This is a genomic window from Paenibacillus sp. FSL H8-0315, assembly GCF_038005365.1.
Lineage (GTDB): Bacteria > Bacillota > Bacilli > Paenibacillales > Paenibacillaceae > Paenibacillus_AQ > Paenibacillus_AQ odorifer.
Map to the genome: position 1 here is coordinate 147759 of NZ_JBBOTA010000001.1, position 18643 is coordinate 166401.

Consider the following 18643-nt stretch of genomic DNA (forward strand, 5'->3'; position numbering starts at 1 on the left):
AAAAACTGACCTAACTTACTCTTAAGGTGGACGATGTTATAGACCACGAGATGGGGCGTTATTGCTTATATATGTACGGAGTGAGAGATATGAACATCTTAATCAATATAGCAATGAGGATTTAGCAGATTTTCTACACAGTGCTATTATGCATCATTAATCTCAATTGTGAACAGGAAAATTGGGCTAAAAATAGGAAAACCACAGATTGAACTAACGGGAAACATGGGGAACTTCATCGTTATAGGACCCTTTATGAAGTATATTCATGCTGGCAATGGACAACGCTTAAGGTTAAGTATTATCTTATGCGGGAGGTCATCACTTCTTGAAATTTGAACTAGGACGTTGCTTACTGAATGAACGATTGATGGAATCCGGGAAGTCAGCGGAATGGCTGGCAAAAGACTTGCTTTTTAAACCGGAACGAGTTTACGACTTTATTGAAAACAAAAGAGTGATGCCACTCAAAATTGCCATATCGATCGCCGATTCCATCGGTTGTGATGTTCGTGCCTTGTATGAATTAATTCCGAATGATAATGAAGTAAAGGGAGATTAATGGAATAAGTGGTAGGTTGCATTAAGACTACGAATGTGATCCATTAAGCTAAGATAATGGGAAACGATAACTCTATCAAAATAAGAAGGCAGCCGGTCAAAAGATCGGCTGCCTTTGTTAAAATAACGGGCAGTTTAGATTACTCATGATGAGGATGACGAGAATCACAATTGGAGGAACAGCTTGAGCCAGATCCATGACGACAGCCTTGGGATTGAAGAATTTAAAATCCATGATGCTGCTCGGCATACGCGTGTAGCGCATCCAGCTTTCTTCCCAAAAGCAGGTCGAGTTTGGTTTCGCCTCGAATATCGTGAATACCGGTGTTGTAAGTGTGTTCCTTTTTAATTGCAAAGTATCAGTTCCGCCTGGTCTTTCGCTTGATGCCATGCTTGCTTGAGCAAATGATGGCTCTCTGCCGGAGCTTCTTGCATTCTGGCACGATGTGTTGCCGTGGAGACCAGTGCCTAGTTTACGGACTGCAAACGAAAAACAAGACTGTATTGTTCCTTGGAGCCAACACACGAATAAGACCAAACAAAACCAATATTGCACCGCGAACAGGCCAAGTGTGCAAAAAACACTTTTTACCAAAGATGCTGAAATGACGAATCTTGCTCGACGTATTACGGCCATCTCGCTTTATAACTTCTTCGGAGTGGCATAGAGGACAGGCCTGTTTGTAGGCTACCAGTGAGGCTTCCAAATGTACTTCTGTTTCATGGATCGAGACAACGCTATGATGTTGTAGTTCTGGTAATCCAAGCAGTTCGTTAATATACTGGATGGGCATCTGTCATAGCCTTTTCGTGTTGTTTGGTTGGACTTACAACATTACAAGATTTGCAGATGTTTTTCCATTTCTATCCTCGGTTTTACTCCGTTTTAATTTTCAACCGCAAAATTTGATTTTGAGCCTCAATTAATTGTGTAATTTGAGTGAACTCCCATCGTTTTTGTTACCGAAATATGTATATGGGCATATAACTAATTCTATAATTTAAAAGTCGAAAGGATGATAAACTTGTCTAGAAATTTAACTACACCAGATGGAACTACAGTATTTCCCTTTATAGCTCCTCAAGTTATTAGTGACCAAATTACACAAGGTAGAGTGGGGCACTACTATAAATCTTCAATTCCTGGGTTTGGATTAGTAACTTGGCAACTTGTAAGTTTCACGGTGCCAGCACCTGGAGCTGATATTGGATCAGGTACAATCTCAATGAATATTATCAATCCCGATGGTACAATGAGTTTTACTCAAGTAAGTAACCAAGATATAGTTGGGTTGCAATATATCGGTCCAGTATTGCCTGTTACCCCACCGCCACCTCCTGTTACACAACCTAAGCCCGTATGGTGTTCTTCAGCACCTTGGCATCCGGCTTGCTGGCGCGCTGAAGGCCCCTATCAGTATTATAGAGGCTATGATACGTACTGGGTACCTGTTCATATTCCTAAGAATTAATGTTGTCATCAATATCTTTAGAGGGAGTAACACTTCGATTTAACCACTGATTACAAAAAGAGAAAGTAGTAACATGTGATGTTAGTTTCTAGCTTCAAACTCCATTAAAGATTTCGGCTAGTGATAATATGTATTCTCGTAAATCAAGTTATTTCATATAAAAAAACAAGCAACCTACAGTTGATTTTTATGTAGGTTGCTTGTTTTGATTTCTAGTCCTCTAGGTTGTATTATCAGAGTTCGCATTTTATACTCTTTTCCCGGCCTTTGAATTCATCTTTTATTAGCCAAGTGACGGTTTAATCACCTTACCTAACTCACTCACTTTTTCGGGTAACTTTTTTATGCATGGTTTATCAAATTTGAATTTGGGGGCTCCTTTTTTGATGCCAAAGTGTTTCTCAACTTAGATCTACTATTTGTTCCATTTATAAGCGTTAGTGTGAAATTATAAAAATTGATCTCATCGAATCCGACAAAAATTTGTGAGTGCCACCAACACGAGTGGAAGTGTTGGATGAGTACAATACGCGTTTAATGGTTCTGTAATATAAGGAATAAATGGCTCAATCAGAAAAAATGAAAAGATACTGTCCCGTGTAAAAGGAACAGTACCTTGCCTTTACGTTTGGCTTTGCTTCTAAGCGATTGAGATTTATTGTCATTTGGTGCTCGCCTACTTTTTCGTAGGATAATCTATCTTATGAAAAAAAAAAAAAAAAAAAAAATGACTTTACGTAACGTTCATCCAACTTATTGAACGTGACAGGAAGATGTCGTTACGCGGGCATGTTCTTATCTCGACTTTGCTTGGATTATCTTAAGCCTGGATAGTTCTTTCGCTGTGAGGCGCCGGGTATAGGCAGCATTGCCGTTATGCGTATCGACTATCTTGATTCGGCCCGCACTCTGACCCGCTGGACGTGCCACACGGACTCGGAGTGCACTTAATGCCCAATCGATGGGAAAGGCAACCGAAGTCTTTCCATCCGTTGTTCCGGCATAATTTACAGCGGCCGCATAGTTATCTGAACTTCTCAGCCAGACTGAGCCCGAGTCGCCGGGAAGTGATATAGGTGTATTGCTCAGAATAATTGATTGATTGAGGAAGGTAAGCACGCCGATATCCGAACCATAATCTACTTGTACATCCGTATTTACCGAATCTACTTTTCCTCTGGTCAGTCCAGATGTCCGTCCTACTTTTTTGAAGCGTTCGCCTACACGGTAGGAGGTGACATGACCGGGAATAGTGCCTATCGTTGCATACTGTGGGCTGACAATGCTGTTGCTTAGCGGACGGGACAAGGCTGCATCAACCCGGTTTGAACCGCTGGTAGTCAGGGTAATAAACTGCGATAAATACCCGACACGGTTCCTTGGTGTCCTGCTTTCATCCGATCCGCCGGGCTGCAGTGTTTCTGCGCGATTGCGGGAGTTGGTCGGGTTGGTGAGCACATGGTTATTGCTGAATAAATACTGTTGATTGCCCCTGCTTACAATTAAGCCTACGGTTCCTGATCCGCCTGTGGTACCGATACTGTATCCTGCGATTACCGGACGAATCCGGTCCATGTAACTTGCGTTGCTGCGGATTTTTTGGGTTTTCACTACTCGTATCGGGACTTTTACAGTCTTGCCTCTAATTTGTGAGGAGAGCTTCGAACCAAAGCCTAGCGTCGTGCTGCTGACCGCATTAGCATAGAGGATCACGGCTGCGCCCTTTTTAGGATGTTTGGGATCATAGTATCCGACTCCGATCCCATGAATTCTCCGGTTCTTAAGTACTGTTTTCGAAATGTTATTCTTGATCACAAGAGCTTCAGCAAAAGAGGCCACTATTCATCACCTAATCTCATTAGAATAAGATAGTATATTAACCATGCGCACAAAAGGAATGGGCACTAATCATTGCATTTATGTGATAATGGTGAAATTGGTTAATAAAGATTGACGACAGTTATATCTGTCCAGCCATTATCTCCTCTTTAATTTAAGCTGTGAGCGATTTGTCGAAATACTGCTTATATGAGCGACATAGTTCTAAACGTGCTAATAGCCGGCCATTTAACTGAAAAAACCTTCATATACGTCAAGAGAGGCCGAACCGATGCAAAGCTTGAATGCTGGAGACGAGGATGCCTAAGGCACGGAAAAGGGAATAAAATAAGGGGTTAGAGTGGAAAGGATGCCTGATTACATCTTGTGAAGTCAATATTTCAGCATATTGGTCTTACTTTTGGTACGAGGCACTACGTACACGTAATGTTTTCGATCATTTAAACCACCATCATGAAACTGTACAGAAGATATATAGTGAAAGAAGTTGGGATATCGATATTTGGCTGACATCTTGGAAATTTACATCCATGATTTTGTTGAATCGAAAAGATATATACTCGATTTCTACAAAAATCTGATAAATAAAATATTGCTGTTGCTGAAGTTGTTTTAATCAACTATTTTAAGCCCCATATAATAAAGATTTCAAAAAAATATTTCAGTCATCGGAACATGAGTATAAAGAATGTTATGTATTAGATCTCGATTATGTAATTGTGGAGTTTGATACAACTGGTTTAGGTTTTAGGATCAAGAGTCAAGTGTTCGAAATAAGTAAAGAATATTTGTTAAATATACATTTGATTCGTAATCATCAAACCTAGCCCACCTGTAGCCCTTAAGCAAATAGTAGGTCCCACCAGTTCCATTTCCGATAAGCCAAAATTGGATTTGAGCAGCAGATATTTAAACATCCGCACCGGATCAACTACGGTTCGCCCGTTATCGTGGCAATAGTTTTGTTCAATTCTTAATATACAAAGCTAAAATAATTCGTTCATTTGACGCAGCAGGTGATCGTTAGGAATCAAAATATGGTTAAGCTTTGCAAACGGGCTCAATATAGAAACTCTGCTGCTCAGGGAGCATCAAAACCACCAGCCTTTAATTGGATACTTTAAAAAAGAAAAAAAAGAGACATTCCTCATAAAAATGAGAAATTGTCTCTTTTGAGGGGCGTAGGACTTTTTAAGTGACCTCTTTCTAGATGAGGTAAATGTTATTGTTGTTACTACTTAGCAAGTTAAGCGTGAATATTTGTGACTCTCCTTTAATCTGCCATTAATAAAATTAAATCACTTGAATTAGCACGGTGTCATTCGAAGACGACAAGTTCCTCCTGAACCAGAGCATCTAAAAGATACAGTTTGTGCAGTGGCAGGAACTTGATAAGTCGCTAGCGTGCCACCAGGATTTAAAGAGATCTCTGATCCAGGAATAATAAACCTTCCATCATCTGCAACCAGTGTAAATGTACAGCTACCAATATTTGAAATGGCTTTTAATTTTGGTGCAGGCCCCCCAAATCTTTTCACAAGAGTGAAGTTTCCACCACAAGCACCTATCAGGTCCACTGTATTTTCACTTATAGTCGATCTAACTCTGGATAACTTTGGTGCGCGAGTAATGGGAGCTCGTTTTCGTTTACCATTTGTACGAGTACTTGTAATTCTCTTAACTTTCTTAGAACAATTACATGACATATGTTATCACCTCGTAGTTTTAGTCTAGATTATACGTAACTCACCTTAACAAAAAGAAGTCCTTAGTATACATCTTCCACCTGTACCAGATTGACAACGGAATAAAATCTGATGTGGAGGAAATGCGTTAGGACCAAAAACATACCTAGCTAGTACATTGCCTGGTTGTAGCGTGTACTCCGAATTTTGAATTACATTTCCATTACGATCTACCGCGAGTAGTGTGAATGCACAATTTCCTACGTTACGAATTGTGTTAAACTCAGCAGAAAGTCCATTAGTTCTAGCTAAAATCAAGAGCTGACCACAATTTCCTGAAAAATCAAAAGTCTCACTCAGTTCTGTAGATCGAACCTTTCTTTTTCTTGGGACTCTAATTTCAGAAAGATTGATTTTTTTTAGGCGAACTGTTTTACTTTTGGTTGTTTTTCTGCATTTACATGACATTGAACTTACCTCCTTACACAAGATAAGACAGTATATTAAGGGGAGAGACAATACGTATGATCTATTATCCAATTTTTATAAAATATACCTTAGCCCTGTGATTGAAATAACATTTCAAGTTGAATTATATGGAGGAAGTATCTTTTAGAGAAAGATCATTTTTATAGTATAAGTACAAGAAGTAATGATGCAGCTTTAAATGGAGGAAGTTCAGGTTTTGAAATGATGACCAGTGCAATTCAAAGTTAAGTGAAAGAATACTCCAATCTATAATTAGACAGAACAAGGAGAAGGGGATTAGTAAAAATATTCTATTATGGATTCACGATCAGTGGTTGCGAGTTTCTCTATACTATTTTTCTGCAACTGTTTAAATTATTCAGAGTCAAGGTTAACGCAAAAATCTAATATTAGATGGATAGAAGTTCTTGAGTTAACAAAATCTAAATTCAAAATTGCTTTTAAGCTAGTAGAATCAATGACAAAAATTAAAGTGGATGTTTTATACAAGAAATAGAATAGTGCTGATTCAGACTTTAAAAAGTATAAGTGACCTAAGGAGTACATGGATTCGTTTATAAAAAAACATGACAGATAAATTCAAAATCAAAAAATATTTGTAGTTAACGACTGAAACAGCAACCGTTCTTTGACCGGTTGCTGTTTCATTAGAAGGAGGAACTTTCGGCAATGGGACCAAGTTCTTGTGCGACAATGTCGAAGGACAAGGACTTGGTACTATTGCCGATTTGAAAACCATTAAAATACATAATCATGTACTGATCTTATCGGAGTATCAGTACTCACTCTTTAATGAACGTATAATAATCAATAAGTAATTATACACCATCAGACCTTATCCATATATAAATGAGCTGATTGCCTAAAAATATTTTTGTTCCAAAAATATCATTCTTTGGGAAGCATGAGGCAATTTAAATTCTTTATTTAACTGCTCCGTTACTTCGATCGTACTTTCATAGAAAATATTATTTAGAAATGTGAATGTTATTCTTTGAGGGACAGTGTAGCATCCGCTATAAGATGCATGGCGCAGATCTCAGCTGCAACAATGTGAACCACTCCGTTAATCACTTCCGAAGTTAATTGTTTTATACCTATAACACCCTATATCGCTTGATCATCACTCTAATTCTATAGGAGTGTAACGGTTCCACAATTATTTATGCGACTTTTTGCACAAACACCCTTAAATATTGATGTTAAAGTTGCAAATATATAAGATTTAACTTCATCAATAGTAAGGGGACTAGCGTTATGAATAGTAAATTTGCATTAGTGTTAAAAAGTATAATGGCGATGATCATACTTATAAGTACACTGGGAATAAGGACAAATGATAAAGTATAGACAACCGAACAGTTGTCATTGATGGCCGGGTATATGGCTATGGCTTATATCAAAACAATAAACGAATCTACAGTGGCAAACACCCTTTCGCTGATTCAGAGCACATCTCAGAAAGACTTTATTTTTTTGACTATGCCAATAAAGAGTTGAAGCTGCTAAGGACGGCAGCCCACATCAATAAGAATAGATTTTATCCTATTCCCACTTGGGACAGCGAAGGAAATTCGATTTATTCTGAGACCTGGGACACTACTATTACGGGTACCACGCTCTCTGTGCATCCTAGTAACAATACATACATTTTAGATAATACCGCTACTAAACAGCTGCAATTCTATTCTTTTACTGACAATACAACCTATCTTACTGTAAAATCCGGTGACTATCTGGGAACACGAGACCTTTCCTCCTGTACCAGATCTTATGCCTGCTATTTTGGCAATGATACTGTATCAGTGAACGATAATCTGGTCATACGGATGAATGGCAAAATATATGAAATGAATCAGCAAAGGCATTTATCTGAAATAAAAAAAATCGACACCTCAGGTGAACGTTGGAAAATTCAATTCGGGGATTATATCTTAGAGCGCCAACAAAGATTATACATGACCAATCAAAAAACGAAACAAAAAATAGCAATAACACCTCAGAATGCCTATGTACGGGCAATACATTTATCTCCTGATCGCCGCTATTTGGTAAGTGAATTATGGCCTTCACAAGAAAAACCAATATATTCGGTATATGACACAGTTGCACAGAAAAAAATCCGTGACATCGAACTTCCTTATACTCAATATCCATCGGATGTCACATGGCATTCAAATACTATACTTGAATATACTCCTTTCACAAGCAGCAGACCTTTATATATCAAAGATGTACATATTGATATTTTAAAAGGGATTATCACTAAAGAGGATATTAAGGCCTTTGATTCACCAGGAGAGTATGTCATTGTTTCAAATTCGCTTCAGAATTATTTCACCTACGCACGACCTTCGAAAATATTATATAAAGATAAACCGGTGGTTTATACCAACCAGCCTGCTTTTTTGGGCATGAACGAATTATTGTATTGCTCTATCAAAGACCTGGCAATCACGATAGGTGCAGGTATACGTATCGAAGGAAGGCAAGTGATTGTCTCTTTAAAAAACAAACAGGCTACCGTCGATTTAGATAGTAAGGATGTCCTTGTTCAAGGCGGAGTCGTATATGCCCCAGTTAAAGCGATTGTATTGAAGCTGGGTTTGAAATATACGAGAGGTGAGGAAGGGATTATAATCGAGTAAAATTGACCGGCATCTCTGAGGATTGCTATTGCAGTCTGATGATTAAACACTTTAAGTTAATTTATGCCTACTACAACGCTTTACAAATATACACTGAAGAGATGTATAAAAAAATTATTTATAGGACAGGTGAGAATAAAATGATTGATTTATTACAATTACAAAAGAGAGTTTATCAGAATAAAATTGCGAAAGGATTTAATGTAACGGATGTTTTCCAAGAGTTTTGTTTTATCTATGGTGAATTATCAGAAGCCTGCGATGCTTACCGGAAAAAGAAAGATGATTTGGGTGAAGAATTGGCTGATGTTGCTCTCTACTTGATAGGACTCTCGGAACTTCTGGGAATTAACCTGGAAGAAGAGATCATGTGTAAAATGGAAAAAAACGAAAAAAGAATATACGAGAATAGAAATGGTGTACTTACAAAAGTAGAAGAGTAATTTAAAGAAATTTGCACAACACGGGGAAATTGGCAGATGCTTGACTATTCTATAATTAAGCGGGGAGAAGGCCATTATGAAAGGAAAGAGTTTGATTTATGCTTTAATGCTAGCAATTATAGTAGCAGTTGTATCAGGGGGTGGCAGTATCCATGCAGCTGCACGGAACATTACCGACATTGTCAAAGTGACCAAGCCTGCTGAGATCAAAGTTGGAGAGTGGAAGTCATACGAAATAGCCATCACAGACTGGACGGATGCAGACGTTACGGACCATGACTTCACTCCGAGCTCTTCAGATGAGAATATTGTCAAGGTAGTACGCAAAACGAATTGGGTATCTGAACTTCATGCAATTAATAAAGGGACTGCTACCTTGACTGTCAATATTGGAGATAAGTTTGAAGCTTATGTATTCACTGTTCAAGTAGTGGATGATTATACAGTCATTTCTGAACCAACAAAGCCGGTAGTTGTAAAGGAACTTACACACGAAGAAATCATGATGCAGGAGATGGTAGATTACACTGAACAGTTGAAGCCGCTAGTAAACAATGAAGAGAAAGCTATAACTGCGTTACATCAAAATAGAGGCCCAAACAATTCAACAAGAAAAACATTCTTCCTGTCTTTAAACAATACTGTAGTGCCCAACTATACTAAGTTTGTATCCGGGTTAAAAAACCTCAAGCCCAATAATGCTGAGTTGAAGGAAATACATAACTACTATCTGGCAGAGGCAAAACTCCAGCTGGAAGGGTTTATTATAATGCGGGACAGCCTGAAGACGACCAAAATTAATTATTCCAAATACTTCAAATAAATAGTTTAATAAAAAGAACCCATAGTACTTTAAGGGTTCTTTTTTAACGGTTGACACGAACTTTGTTACATTCCCGATATGATTTCATCTACTGCAGAAAGTTAAAAGATGCCATTGTTCTTAAGCTGACGGGGCAGTCAGTATGGTACTATTTAGGAGGAACTGTGATGTCTAACCCCATATTTGTTCATTCATGGAGGGACTTATGAAGCTGTTGATCGTAGAGGACGATATTGGAATATCGCATACAATTGCAAGAGTTATGCAGGATGAAGGGCATAAGGTTACGGAGTGTCATAACGGAGAAGAGGGCTTGCATCACGCATTGTACGGCGAGTTCGATTTAATTATTTTGGATATTATGCTGCCTAAGGTTGATGGATTTACTTTTATCCAAGAGCTGAGGAAGCAAAGAGTGGATACCCCGATTCTTTGTCTGACGGCAAAAGACGGATTAAACGACCGGGTAAAGGGGTTAACGATCGGAGCGGACGATTATGTGGTGAAGCCATTCGAAATTCCAGAGCTGATTGTCAGAGCTAAAGTGCTGTTGCGTCGTTATGGCAAGGTTAATCAAGAAGAGCAGATTAGCTACGGCCCGATTGCTATTCAAGTTCGAAATCGAGCAATAACGGTCGCAGGAGAAGAGCTGACTTTAACAGAAAAGGAATATGAGCTGCTTAAGTACCTGCTCATTAATAAAGAGCAGATCGTGACGAAAGAGCAAATCTATAACCGAATTTGGGGACTGGATTCGGAAGCGGGGATTGGCATCGTCGAGCTCTATGTCCATTATCTTCGAAAGAAGCTGTCTTTATGGCATGCCGATCAATATATCCAAACCGTAAGAGGTTTGGGCTACATACTAAGAATAAACAAGTAGTTTTTCAAAGGGAAATCAAAGGTTCATCTTATATATTCTTCTTATACTCTATAAAGGAGAGATTGATGAATGAACCTTGTAAGACAGATGTTTAAGAACACCTGATTGACTATTTTATTAGCTGTGGTACTTCTCGTATTGCTGATTGCAGGCGGTTTGTTTGGGCAGACCCAACATCAGCCAGAGAGTTTCGATGGATTGATTCAGAAGATGGTGGTAGATACGCTTAAGGATGACCCTGAGATACAGCTTTATTTTGACGTGAAAAATGTGGAGGGAATCCGATGGGATCCCACTAAGCTTACGGACCTGTCGGATGCCGATTACGAACTATTAAACGATAAGAGAAATGACTGGTTAAAAAAATTGAATAACTATGATGCTGCTAAGCTTTCCCCGGAAGACAAACGCAGCGGGGTAGGGTGTGGTACGACAGTTAAGATTCGTTTTCCGGTGATTAGTTAAATAATAATAGTACTCTTCAAAAGAGACTTACAATTGTTGTCGGGACTTTTGGGGATATCTATAGAACGCAGCAAAGCTCTTTATTATCTAATCTTTTCAAAAAAAGGGGAAATTAGTACATACTGTGCAATAAGCGAAGAAGATTATCTGGCTTCGCTACCGATTGATTATTAGCGCATATAAACAAAGGGTGATTACCGCTCAATGTTTAACTTGGATGTGATGCCTTGTACGAATTTCAAAAGAACCGTTGAATCAGCTCAACGCTTCTTTTGAAATGCATTTGTATGTCGTCCTATAAGTGGTTGATGAAACTCTGAGCAATTGATATGGCCAGTCGAAATCGCAAGGCTCTAATTTCTAATTAATGATGTGGTTATTGCTCGGAACTCGGAAGAGGAAGTGATAAAAAGATCAAATAATATAAACCCCTAGATTGTACACAATCCATATAGAACTATGTATAATCTAAGTAGAACGCATCTTAGTGACATATGTACAAAATACGGGTTTTGTGAGGAAGTAGTGTATAAATTAAAGGAACCAACCAATTTGATCCAAATTATTGCCAATTTACTGTCTATTAATGATTATCTAATCAATGTTCAAACCTGTTCAAAATAGCTGCCCTTTCCTAAGCAATTGATTCTTATTTAGTAATCGTATTATCTAAAACGAGTATTAAGCTTTAAAGCTCATCAAGTCTCGCATAAAACTTTAAGTACTAATAATGTTTTATTGTTTGCATTAGATTACATAACTCTCGATTATATAAAAAGTTAACTTTTCCCATTATTTAACTTTTAGAATCATCCTCATACATGTTCATCTTTAAACCTTCAATTACAAAGTAACTCTTCAGCTATCCTTAATTGTCTTTCCCGTTCTTTAGTAGCTGCCTCTGCAACTGAAGAATGATCTGATATGTAATTCACCAGTTTTACTGCATAGTCACTGCAAACCATAGCGTGTCCTCGCATATGTCCAGTTGCAATGGCTTGTGCAAAAGAACGGGCAGCATACTTACTAGCCTCGGTTGTGGACTCTTTGGCTAATTCATTGACAATAAATCCAACTTTTCTTAAGTCAAAGGCTCTAATCTCACCAGTTATACGCTTTTCTAGCGTTTCTATACCTAAATCAATCCGGGGGTCATTTACAAGCTGCTGGACCAGATGATCCAGGTGCTCAACTGCTACTTTCAAAGCCCATTTGGCCAGAAACTTCTGCGGCAGCTCTTCAAGCGTTTCTTCAAGCCGATTTCTTAATTCATGGTTATCTACAATCTTTATCTTTGGACTAGTATAAGTAAACATGTTAGTTTCTCTTAATTGCTGTTCATGTTTATTCCATGCATATTCCTCAATATTCAACGAATCACTCCCCCATTACAACACGGCACTGTTTAATTGCTTCAGGTCTTCTTTTATAAAAAGAGTGTACCATACTGAAAAAATGTAAATTATCCATATTCTACGCGAATAGTCGCCTTTATTACTCCGATGCTGGGTAAACATCTCTTCGATGATATTCATATTGAATATTTCTTCAATGCCACTATATCGTATTTGTTCGAACATTATATCTGAAATTGGAGTTTTGAGCCAATCACGAATGGGTACGGGAAATCCTAGTTTAGGTCGATTTACAATAGCTTCCGGAACGATTCCTTCCATAGCTTTACGCAAAGCAAGTTTTGTTGTTTTTTGCCCAATCCGATTGGACACAGGTATTTTACTAGCTGTCTCGAAAACCTCTTTATCTAAAAACGGGACTCTTAATTCTAATGAATGTGCCATGGACAGCTTATCTGCTTTTGATAAAATGTCTCCAGGTAACCAAAAATTCAGATCAATAAACTGCAATCTTGTCGTAGGGTCTAGGTGAGCTGTCTTATCATAAAAAGGCTTAACGATATCCATGGGATGTAAAAAGCTATTCTGAGCGTGTACCGATTCGTGGAGCAAGTTCATTTTACCGCTTTTGTTAAAGATATTAGCATTTCCGAAAAAACGCTCTTCTAAAGGTGTCAGACCCCGAAGTAAATAATTTTTGCCATAAAAATGATAGGGATATACAGATAATGATTTTCGTAACGAATCCTTTATGAAGTTAGGCATCCAGGTTATCGGTCTTAATGCATTTGGCTCTCTATAGATTCTGTACCCTCCGAATAATTCGTCAGCGCCTTCCCCTGATAGGACCACCGTGACATGTTCTTTTGCAAGCTGGTTTAGATGATAGAGTGCAATAGCGGAAGGGTCTGCAACAGGCTCATCTAGATGCCAGACCGTTTTCGGGATACTTTCAAAAAAATCTCTTTGCGATAAAATGTGAAAATAATGATCTGTCCCCAGTTTGGCTGCCGTTTGATTTGCAATGATTGTTTCATTGTTCAGCCCTTCAAATCCAATCGAAAAGGTTTTTGTTGATTCTTCTGCTCTCATCATTGCAGCTATTGCGGTGGAGTCAATTCCACTGGATAAAAAACATCCTCTATCCACATCACTTTGTAAATGAAGATTTACAGACTCTTTCAATTTCCACTGAATTTCTTCGGCATAGTCTGCTAAAGATCGTTCTACCGGTTGAAAATGGGGTTCCCAATATTTCTCGATCTTCATTTCACCATCCGAGTTAACAAATAATCGCTCCGCAGGTCCTAATTTATGAATGTGTTCAAACATCGTATCAGGATGCGGGACATACTGAAAAGTTAAGTAGCTGAATAAACTTTGATATTGAAGCTTTCTGGGTACCCCTTGCACTGCAAGTATGCTTTTAATTTCCGAAGCAAATAAAAGATTATTTTCGTCTTTGTAATAATAAAAAGGTTTGATCCCGAAATGATCTCTAGCAGCAAAAAGAGATTGTTCCTTAAGATCCCAAATCGCAAAACTAAACATTCCACGTAAATGATGGACACAGTCCTTGCCGTATTCCTCAAATAAATGCACAATGACCTCTGTATCTGATTGCGTCTGAAAGTGATGTCCTTTTAGCTTTAACTGATCTCGTAGTGTTTTATAATTATAGATTTCACCATTAAAAACAATCCAAAGGGTACGATCTTCATTCGTCATCGGTTGATTACCATCACGTAAATCAATTACAGACAATCTGCGAAAACCAAGTCCAATGTGAGAATCGAGCCATACTCCCTCATGATTGGGGCCTCGGTGATTCATAACCCCTGTCATTTGTTTTAAGGTTTCTTCCTGTGGTGGCTGTCCATTATATTTTAATATTCCTGCTATTCCGCACATACTATGGTAGTCCTTCCTATAATAAAGATTAGGATATAGAGTGCCCATAATTGCTTTGATAAATTTATCATTTTTTTCTAAAGGATTCACTTATTTGAAAATACAAAAAAAGAAAAGCCTGTATTAGCAGGCTTTTCTCATTCATTCTTACTTTATCTCTCCCATAAAGCTTCTAAAGTTCTCGACGATATCTTTGGATCGGGTATGGTGCAAATAATGCTCCCCATCAAGCAACATCAATTTCCCGTGTAAGGAGTCTTTAATCTGTTCTTTATGCAGGGATTCCCAGCCTGGAACATCCGTATTTTCTTTCACTAGGAAGAAAATAACAGGAAGATCTTTTGGGAAATTTAATGTTTCCGTGGCTTTGAAATTACTTTTAAAATGCTCTGCTTCGCTGATGATATTTGGATTCATCATGTTTTTAAGTGAAATCATTCTATTTTGTTCTTTAGTTTCCTCATCATCACTTGGTGTAACGATTTGGGCTGGATTGAGCTTTACCAGCAATCTCATAAATCCTGAGTTTTTAAGCAGCTTATAGGTTCCTGATGGAAATTCTTCATCGTTGCCCCCTTGTGTGGGTACGCTGCTGTCGATGCCTACGAATGCACTAACTTCGTTTTCGTATTTGTTCACATAGTCCAGTCCGTAAATTCCCGCTATAGAATGTCCCATCAGAATATAACGATCTATCTTTAATTCTTGTAAAGCTTCATGAAGCTCACTCACGATATTGTCGACCGTTCGTTCTTTTGTGGTGACATCGCTTAGTCCATAACCAAACGGCTCAACTACTACAACTTTATAGAAAGGAGTCAGTTCATCTACAAGTGGTTTGAAATCAATTACTGGTGATGCGGTTCCAAACCCTGGGAGTAACACGACTGTTTCCTTGCCTTGCCCTTGTATGGTAACATTCATCTTTTTCCCGTCGACAGGTACAAGCTGACCATAGGGTTCTATTTTTCCTTTCTCCACTTTATTGCTGATCACATTGACTGTAAAAACGATGACCAGAAAAAGTGCTATGAGTATGACTATAGCGACTATTACTTTAAGTAAAATTAATAATGTTTTTTTCATACTTTCATTTCCTTCCTTGATGTTTCTTTTAGTTTCTCCAACTTCTGCACCCCTTCATGTTATCCCTTATCTTTTGTCTATTTCATTCTAACAATCCAGTCTTAGATCCTGTGTAACGCAAGTTTAATTGATTCTTAACTTTCACCAGCTCCTAATGATAACGAATTAAGCTTCTGTTAAGATTTATATAACAAAAAACACCTCTAGATATCCGTCGATCAGCCATAGGCTAATCTAACGTTATCTAAAGGTGTAGTTTCCACTTATTAGTTCATTGATTATTTACGCGCTGCACGAAGCTTCTCAGGGGTTACATCGTTTCCATCCGGATCTAAAATTGTCACTCCAGAAAGACTGTTACGAACTTGTCCACGAATTTCACGCAGATAGTCTTCACGCAATGCGATCTGTTCAACCCATTCGCCTTGTGTCAAGCCTACTTCACGTTCTTTCTTAGCTAATTCATTGATGCGAGTCAAACTTGTAATCATCTATGTTCCTCTTTTCTTAGTTTTAATTAGCTTACTAACGGTTATGGCGATTAGTTCCAGATTCAAGCTAAATTATCGGCCATTTGTTTCATAAGTCTTCTTAATAAGAAACGCTCTTCAGGTATAATTCCGGCTAGTAATTTATCCAGCTGTTTGTTCCAGATCTGTTCCACAGGTTCGCAGAGATTACGTCCGGCTGGGGTTAGATACACTCGGCTAACTCTGCCATCTTCAGAATCTCTTTTTCGAACAACAAACCCATGATTTTCAAGAGATTTCACCATATTTGTTATGGTTGGAGGCTCACAATTCAAGCGTTCACTTAGCTGTATCTGTGTCATTCCATCTGTTCTCCATAACCGGCATAATAACTGTTCTTGACCCACATGAAGATTAAGTTCTCTAAGCAGTTCTGCATAATCTCTACGCATTTCCGCTGATATTCTATCCAGTAGTTCCCTTATCTCATCTTCTATCACAGATATTTCCTCCGTACTGCCTTACAAATTAATTAGCAAGCTAATAATATCACGATTTATTAAAAATTTCAAATAAATGTCCGGTAACGTTCATCCTGTCTGCTGACCAAACCATTAAAAAAGGAGTAAAACCACAAGATCACATAGATCTCGGTTTTACTCCTGCTCAGTCGACACTTGACTTCGTTCTCAATTATTTTGTGGAAGCCGTACTTCAAACATCGTCCGCACTACACTGCTTTGTGCAGAAACTGTTCCAGTATGTTGTTCCACAATGTTTTTAGTGATAAATAAGCCCAGTCCCGTACTCCCTGTAGGATGCGTTCGCGCTCGATCCCCGGTGTAGAACATATCAAAAATACGCGGCAGCTCTTCCGGATCAATACAATCTCCATAGTTAATGATCTCAATAACGACTTCATTTTCCTCTAAATACCCATGAATATCAATAAATTGACCGTCGCTTCCATATCGCGCTGCGTTGGTGAGGAGATTCTCAAATACACGTGCCAGCAGCTCACCGTCACCCTCTATCTTCAGAGGTTGGGTTACATCCAAGCGGGAAGTAAGACCATTTTTCTCAAAAACGGGATATAACTCTTCATTTAACTGCAAAAGAAGCTCACTCAGGTCGATCGAGGTTTTTTCAAGCGTAAGCTTACCATAGTTCATTCTTGTGATTTCAAATAGCTCATCAATTAATTTTTCCAAACGTTGAGATTTAGTATAAGCAATCGTTGTGTAATGTCTGGTCTGTTCTGGCGTTAATTCATTATCCTTCAGGATAAAATCCAAATAACCTATAACCGAGGTAAGTGGTGTACGCAGATCATGTGCCAGATTTAATACAAGTTGATCTTTACTGCTCTCCGCAAAGTCGCCCCGCTCAATAGCTTCCTGAAGATGGTCAATAGCCAGATTGATATCATGGCCAATAAGGCCGAATTCATCTTTAGATGGGATATCTACCCGCTCCGAGAAATCACCCGACGCCAGCTGATGGATCCCTTTCGAGATTTCCTTGAAATAATTTGCATATGGTTTAGTAAATATAAAAAAGAATAAGATGGCCAAAGGAATGAAGATAATCAAAAACGCATTAACATCACCGATATCCCGCATCAAGTAGCGAACTTTAGTCAATGGATTTTCTAATAAGACCTCTGATCGATAATATCTCTGCAGAATTTTATAGATTGAAAAGGTAATTCCACCGGATACAAGCATACTGGCCATCAGCAGCATAATCATTTTTGTGCGAAAGCTATAGATCATTTTAGGCATTGGTTGTATACCCTTCCCCTACTATTTATCTTTGTAGTGACAATGGTATATGAATTCATTCAAAATCTCAAATCCTTCGAATCAAAGATCTTTCCGCAAAAAAATCCGCAGAGAAATGATATATGAACAGCTAAGCAAGAATACATAAGCCAGCCCTAGGATTATAAAGGGAATGACTGTACCTTTCACTCCAAAACTCAGCCATCTGTTCACATCAGGTATCCACTGGATCAAAAAGCTAAACACGTTCGGTCCAAACATTACAATCATCATAAAAACAAGATTAACCACTTGCGCTCCCTTTGCCCCTAACCAGTAATGAATCGGTAAATAAAGCATCGCAAGGAGAGGGAATATGGATAACGTAATACCAACCTCTTGCCAAAAATGAGGGGTTACGGCTTTACCTGTTACAATAATCAGGAGATAGGTAAAGGACGTGGCTGCCAGCCCAACAAGCGCATACGGGAGGATCGAAAAATATTTGGCACGGACAAGCTCTTGTCTCCTTACAGGGAGATTAACGAGAAACCGTTGTGTCATCTGCTGAGTATCCATTGAGCAGGAGCTTATCAATAACAGCATGGGTGGCATTACCGTAAATAAACTGAAGCTATGATAGTTCGAGTAAGCTATAAAAATAAAAAAGGGGATTAGCAGCATCAGAAATTTACGCAGAAGAATGAAGTCTTTTTGAATTAAAAAAAATGATTTATACACTTTACGTCC

At 38.4% G+C, this 18643-nt stretch carries 17 protein-coding genes; 7 read left to right on the forward strand and 10 right to left on the reverse strand.

Annotated features, from left to right (window positions below; all coding sequences use genetic code 11):
• Positions 1-328: 328 nt before the first annotated feature.
• Complete coding sequence (locus tag MHB56_RS00455) at positions 329-562, forward strand: transcriptional regulator (RefSeq protein ID WP_076106729.1); 234 nt, start codon at positions 329-331, stop codon at positions 560-562.
• A gap of 117 nt (positions 563-679) precedes the next feature.
• Here the strand turns inward: MHB56_RS00455 and MHB56_RS00460 are convergent, their stop codons facing one another.
• Positions 680-916, reverse strand: coding sequence for a hypothetical protein (locus MHB56_RS00460; protein WP_340919018.1), 237 nt, complete (start codon positions 914-916; stop codon positions 680-682).
• A 118-nt stretch (positions 917-1034) separates the two neighbouring features.
• Positions 1035-1355, reverse strand: coding sequence for a hypothetical protein (locus tag MHB56_RS00465; RefSeq protein ID WP_341143129.1), 321 nt, complete (start codon positions 1353-1355; stop codon positions 1035-1037).
• A gap of 231 nt (positions 1356-1586) precedes the next feature.
• Here MHB56_RS00465 and MHB56_RS00470 point away from each other — a divergent pair, with 231 nt between their 5' ends.
• Positions 1587-2033, forward strand: coding sequence for a hypothetical protein (locus MHB56_RS00470; RefSeq protein ID WP_076126604.1), 447 nt, complete (start codon positions 1587-1589; stop codon positions 2031-2033).
• A 795-nt stretch (positions 2034-2828) separates the two neighbouring features.
• Here the strand turns inward: MHB56_RS00470 and MHB56_RS00475 are convergent.
• Positions 2829-3872, reverse strand: coding sequence for a hypothetical protein (locus tag MHB56_RS00475; RefSeq protein ID WP_305953553.1), 1044 nt, complete (start codon positions 3870-3872; stop codon positions 2829-2831).
• Positions 3873-7851: 3979 nt separating this feature from the next.
• On the opposite strand from MHB56_RS00475, the gene MHB56_RS00480 reads away from it, so the two are divergent.
• The 5 genes from MHB56_RS00480 (at position 7852) to MHB56_RS00500 (ending at position 11308) form a co-directional block, all read left to right on the forward strand.
• Positions 7852-8694 carry a hypothetical protein gene (locus MHB56_RS00480; protein WP_341143130.1) on the forward strand — a complete coding sequence of 281 codons (843 nt, stop codon included), beginning with the start codon at positions 7852-7854 and terminating at the stop codon, positions 8692-8694.
• 140 nt (positions 8695-8834) lie between these two features.
• A complete protein-coding gene (locus MHB56_RS00485) occupies positions 8835-9137 on the forward strand; it encodes a MazG-like family protein (RefSeq protein ID WP_341143131.1) in 303 nt (100 codons plus the stop codon).
• A 76-nt stretch (positions 9138-9213) separates the two neighbouring features.
• A complete protein-coding gene (locus MHB56_RS00490) occupies positions 9214-9960 on the forward strand; it encodes a hypothetical protein (protein ID WP_341143132.1) in 747 nt (248 codons plus the stop codon).
• 205 nt (positions 9961-10165) lie between these two features.
• A complete protein-coding gene (locus tag MHB56_RS00495) occupies positions 10166-10843 on the forward strand; it encodes a response regulator transcription factor (protein ID WP_341143133.1) in 678 nt (225 codons plus the stop codon).
• Positions 10844-10948: 105 nt separating this feature from the next.
• The gene (locus MHB56_RS00500; protein ID WP_341143134.1) at positions 10949-11308 is read left to right on the forward strand and encodes a hypothetical protein; all 360 of its coding nucleotides are present in this window, start codon (positions 10949-10951) and stop codon (positions 11306-11308) included.
• Between the two features lie 839 nt (positions 11309-12147).
• Here MHB56_RS00500 and MHB56_RS00505 read toward each other — a convergent pair.
• From MHB56_RS00505 to MHB56_RS00535, 7 genes are all read right to left on the reverse strand, one after another.
• Positions 12148-12681, reverse strand: a complete 534-nt coding sequence (locus MHB56_RS00505; protein WP_081387607.1) for a putative immunity protein — start codon at positions 12679-12681, stop codon at positions 12148-12150.
• Between the two features lie 15 nt (positions 12682-12696).
• Complete coding sequence (gene asnB / locus MHB56_RS00510; RefSeq protein ID WP_341143135.1) at positions 12697-14574, reverse strand: asparagine synthase (glutamine-hydrolyzing); 1878 nt, start codon at positions 14572-14574, stop codon at positions 12697-12699.
• A 147-nt stretch (positions 14575-14721) separates the two neighbouring features.
• Entirely contained in the window at positions 14722-15660 is a 939-nt protein-coding gene (locus MHB56_RS00515; RefSeq protein ID WP_076218049.1) for an alpha/beta fold hydrolase, read from the reverse strand.
• A gap of 278 nt (positions 15661-15938) precedes the next feature.
• The gene (locus tag MHB56_RS00520; protein ID WP_036676956.1) at positions 15939-16151 is read right to left on the reverse strand and encodes a DUF896 domain-containing protein; all 213 of its coding nucleotides are present in this window, start codon (positions 16149-16151) and stop codon (positions 15939-15941) included.
• 62 nt (positions 16152-16213) lie between these two features.
• A complete protein-coding gene (locus MHB56_RS00525; protein WP_341143136.1) occupies positions 16214-16630 on the reverse strand; it encodes a MarR family winged helix-turn-helix transcriptional regulator in 417 nt (138 codons plus the stop codon).
• Between the two features lie 189 nt (positions 16631-16819).
• The gene (locus tag MHB56_RS00530; protein ID WP_341143137.1) at positions 16820-17914 is read right to left on the reverse strand and encodes a HAMP domain-containing sensor histidine kinase; all 1095 of its coding nucleotides are present in this window, start codon (positions 17912-17914) and stop codon (positions 16820-16822) included.
• Positions 17915-17995: 81 nt separating this feature from the next.
• The gene (locus MHB56_RS00535) at positions 17996-18634 is read right to left on the reverse strand and encodes an ABC-2 transporter permease (protein WP_076218050.1); all 639 of its coding nucleotides are present in this window, start codon (positions 18632-18634) and stop codon (positions 17996-17998) included.
• Positions 18635-18643: the final 9 nt, after the last annotated feature.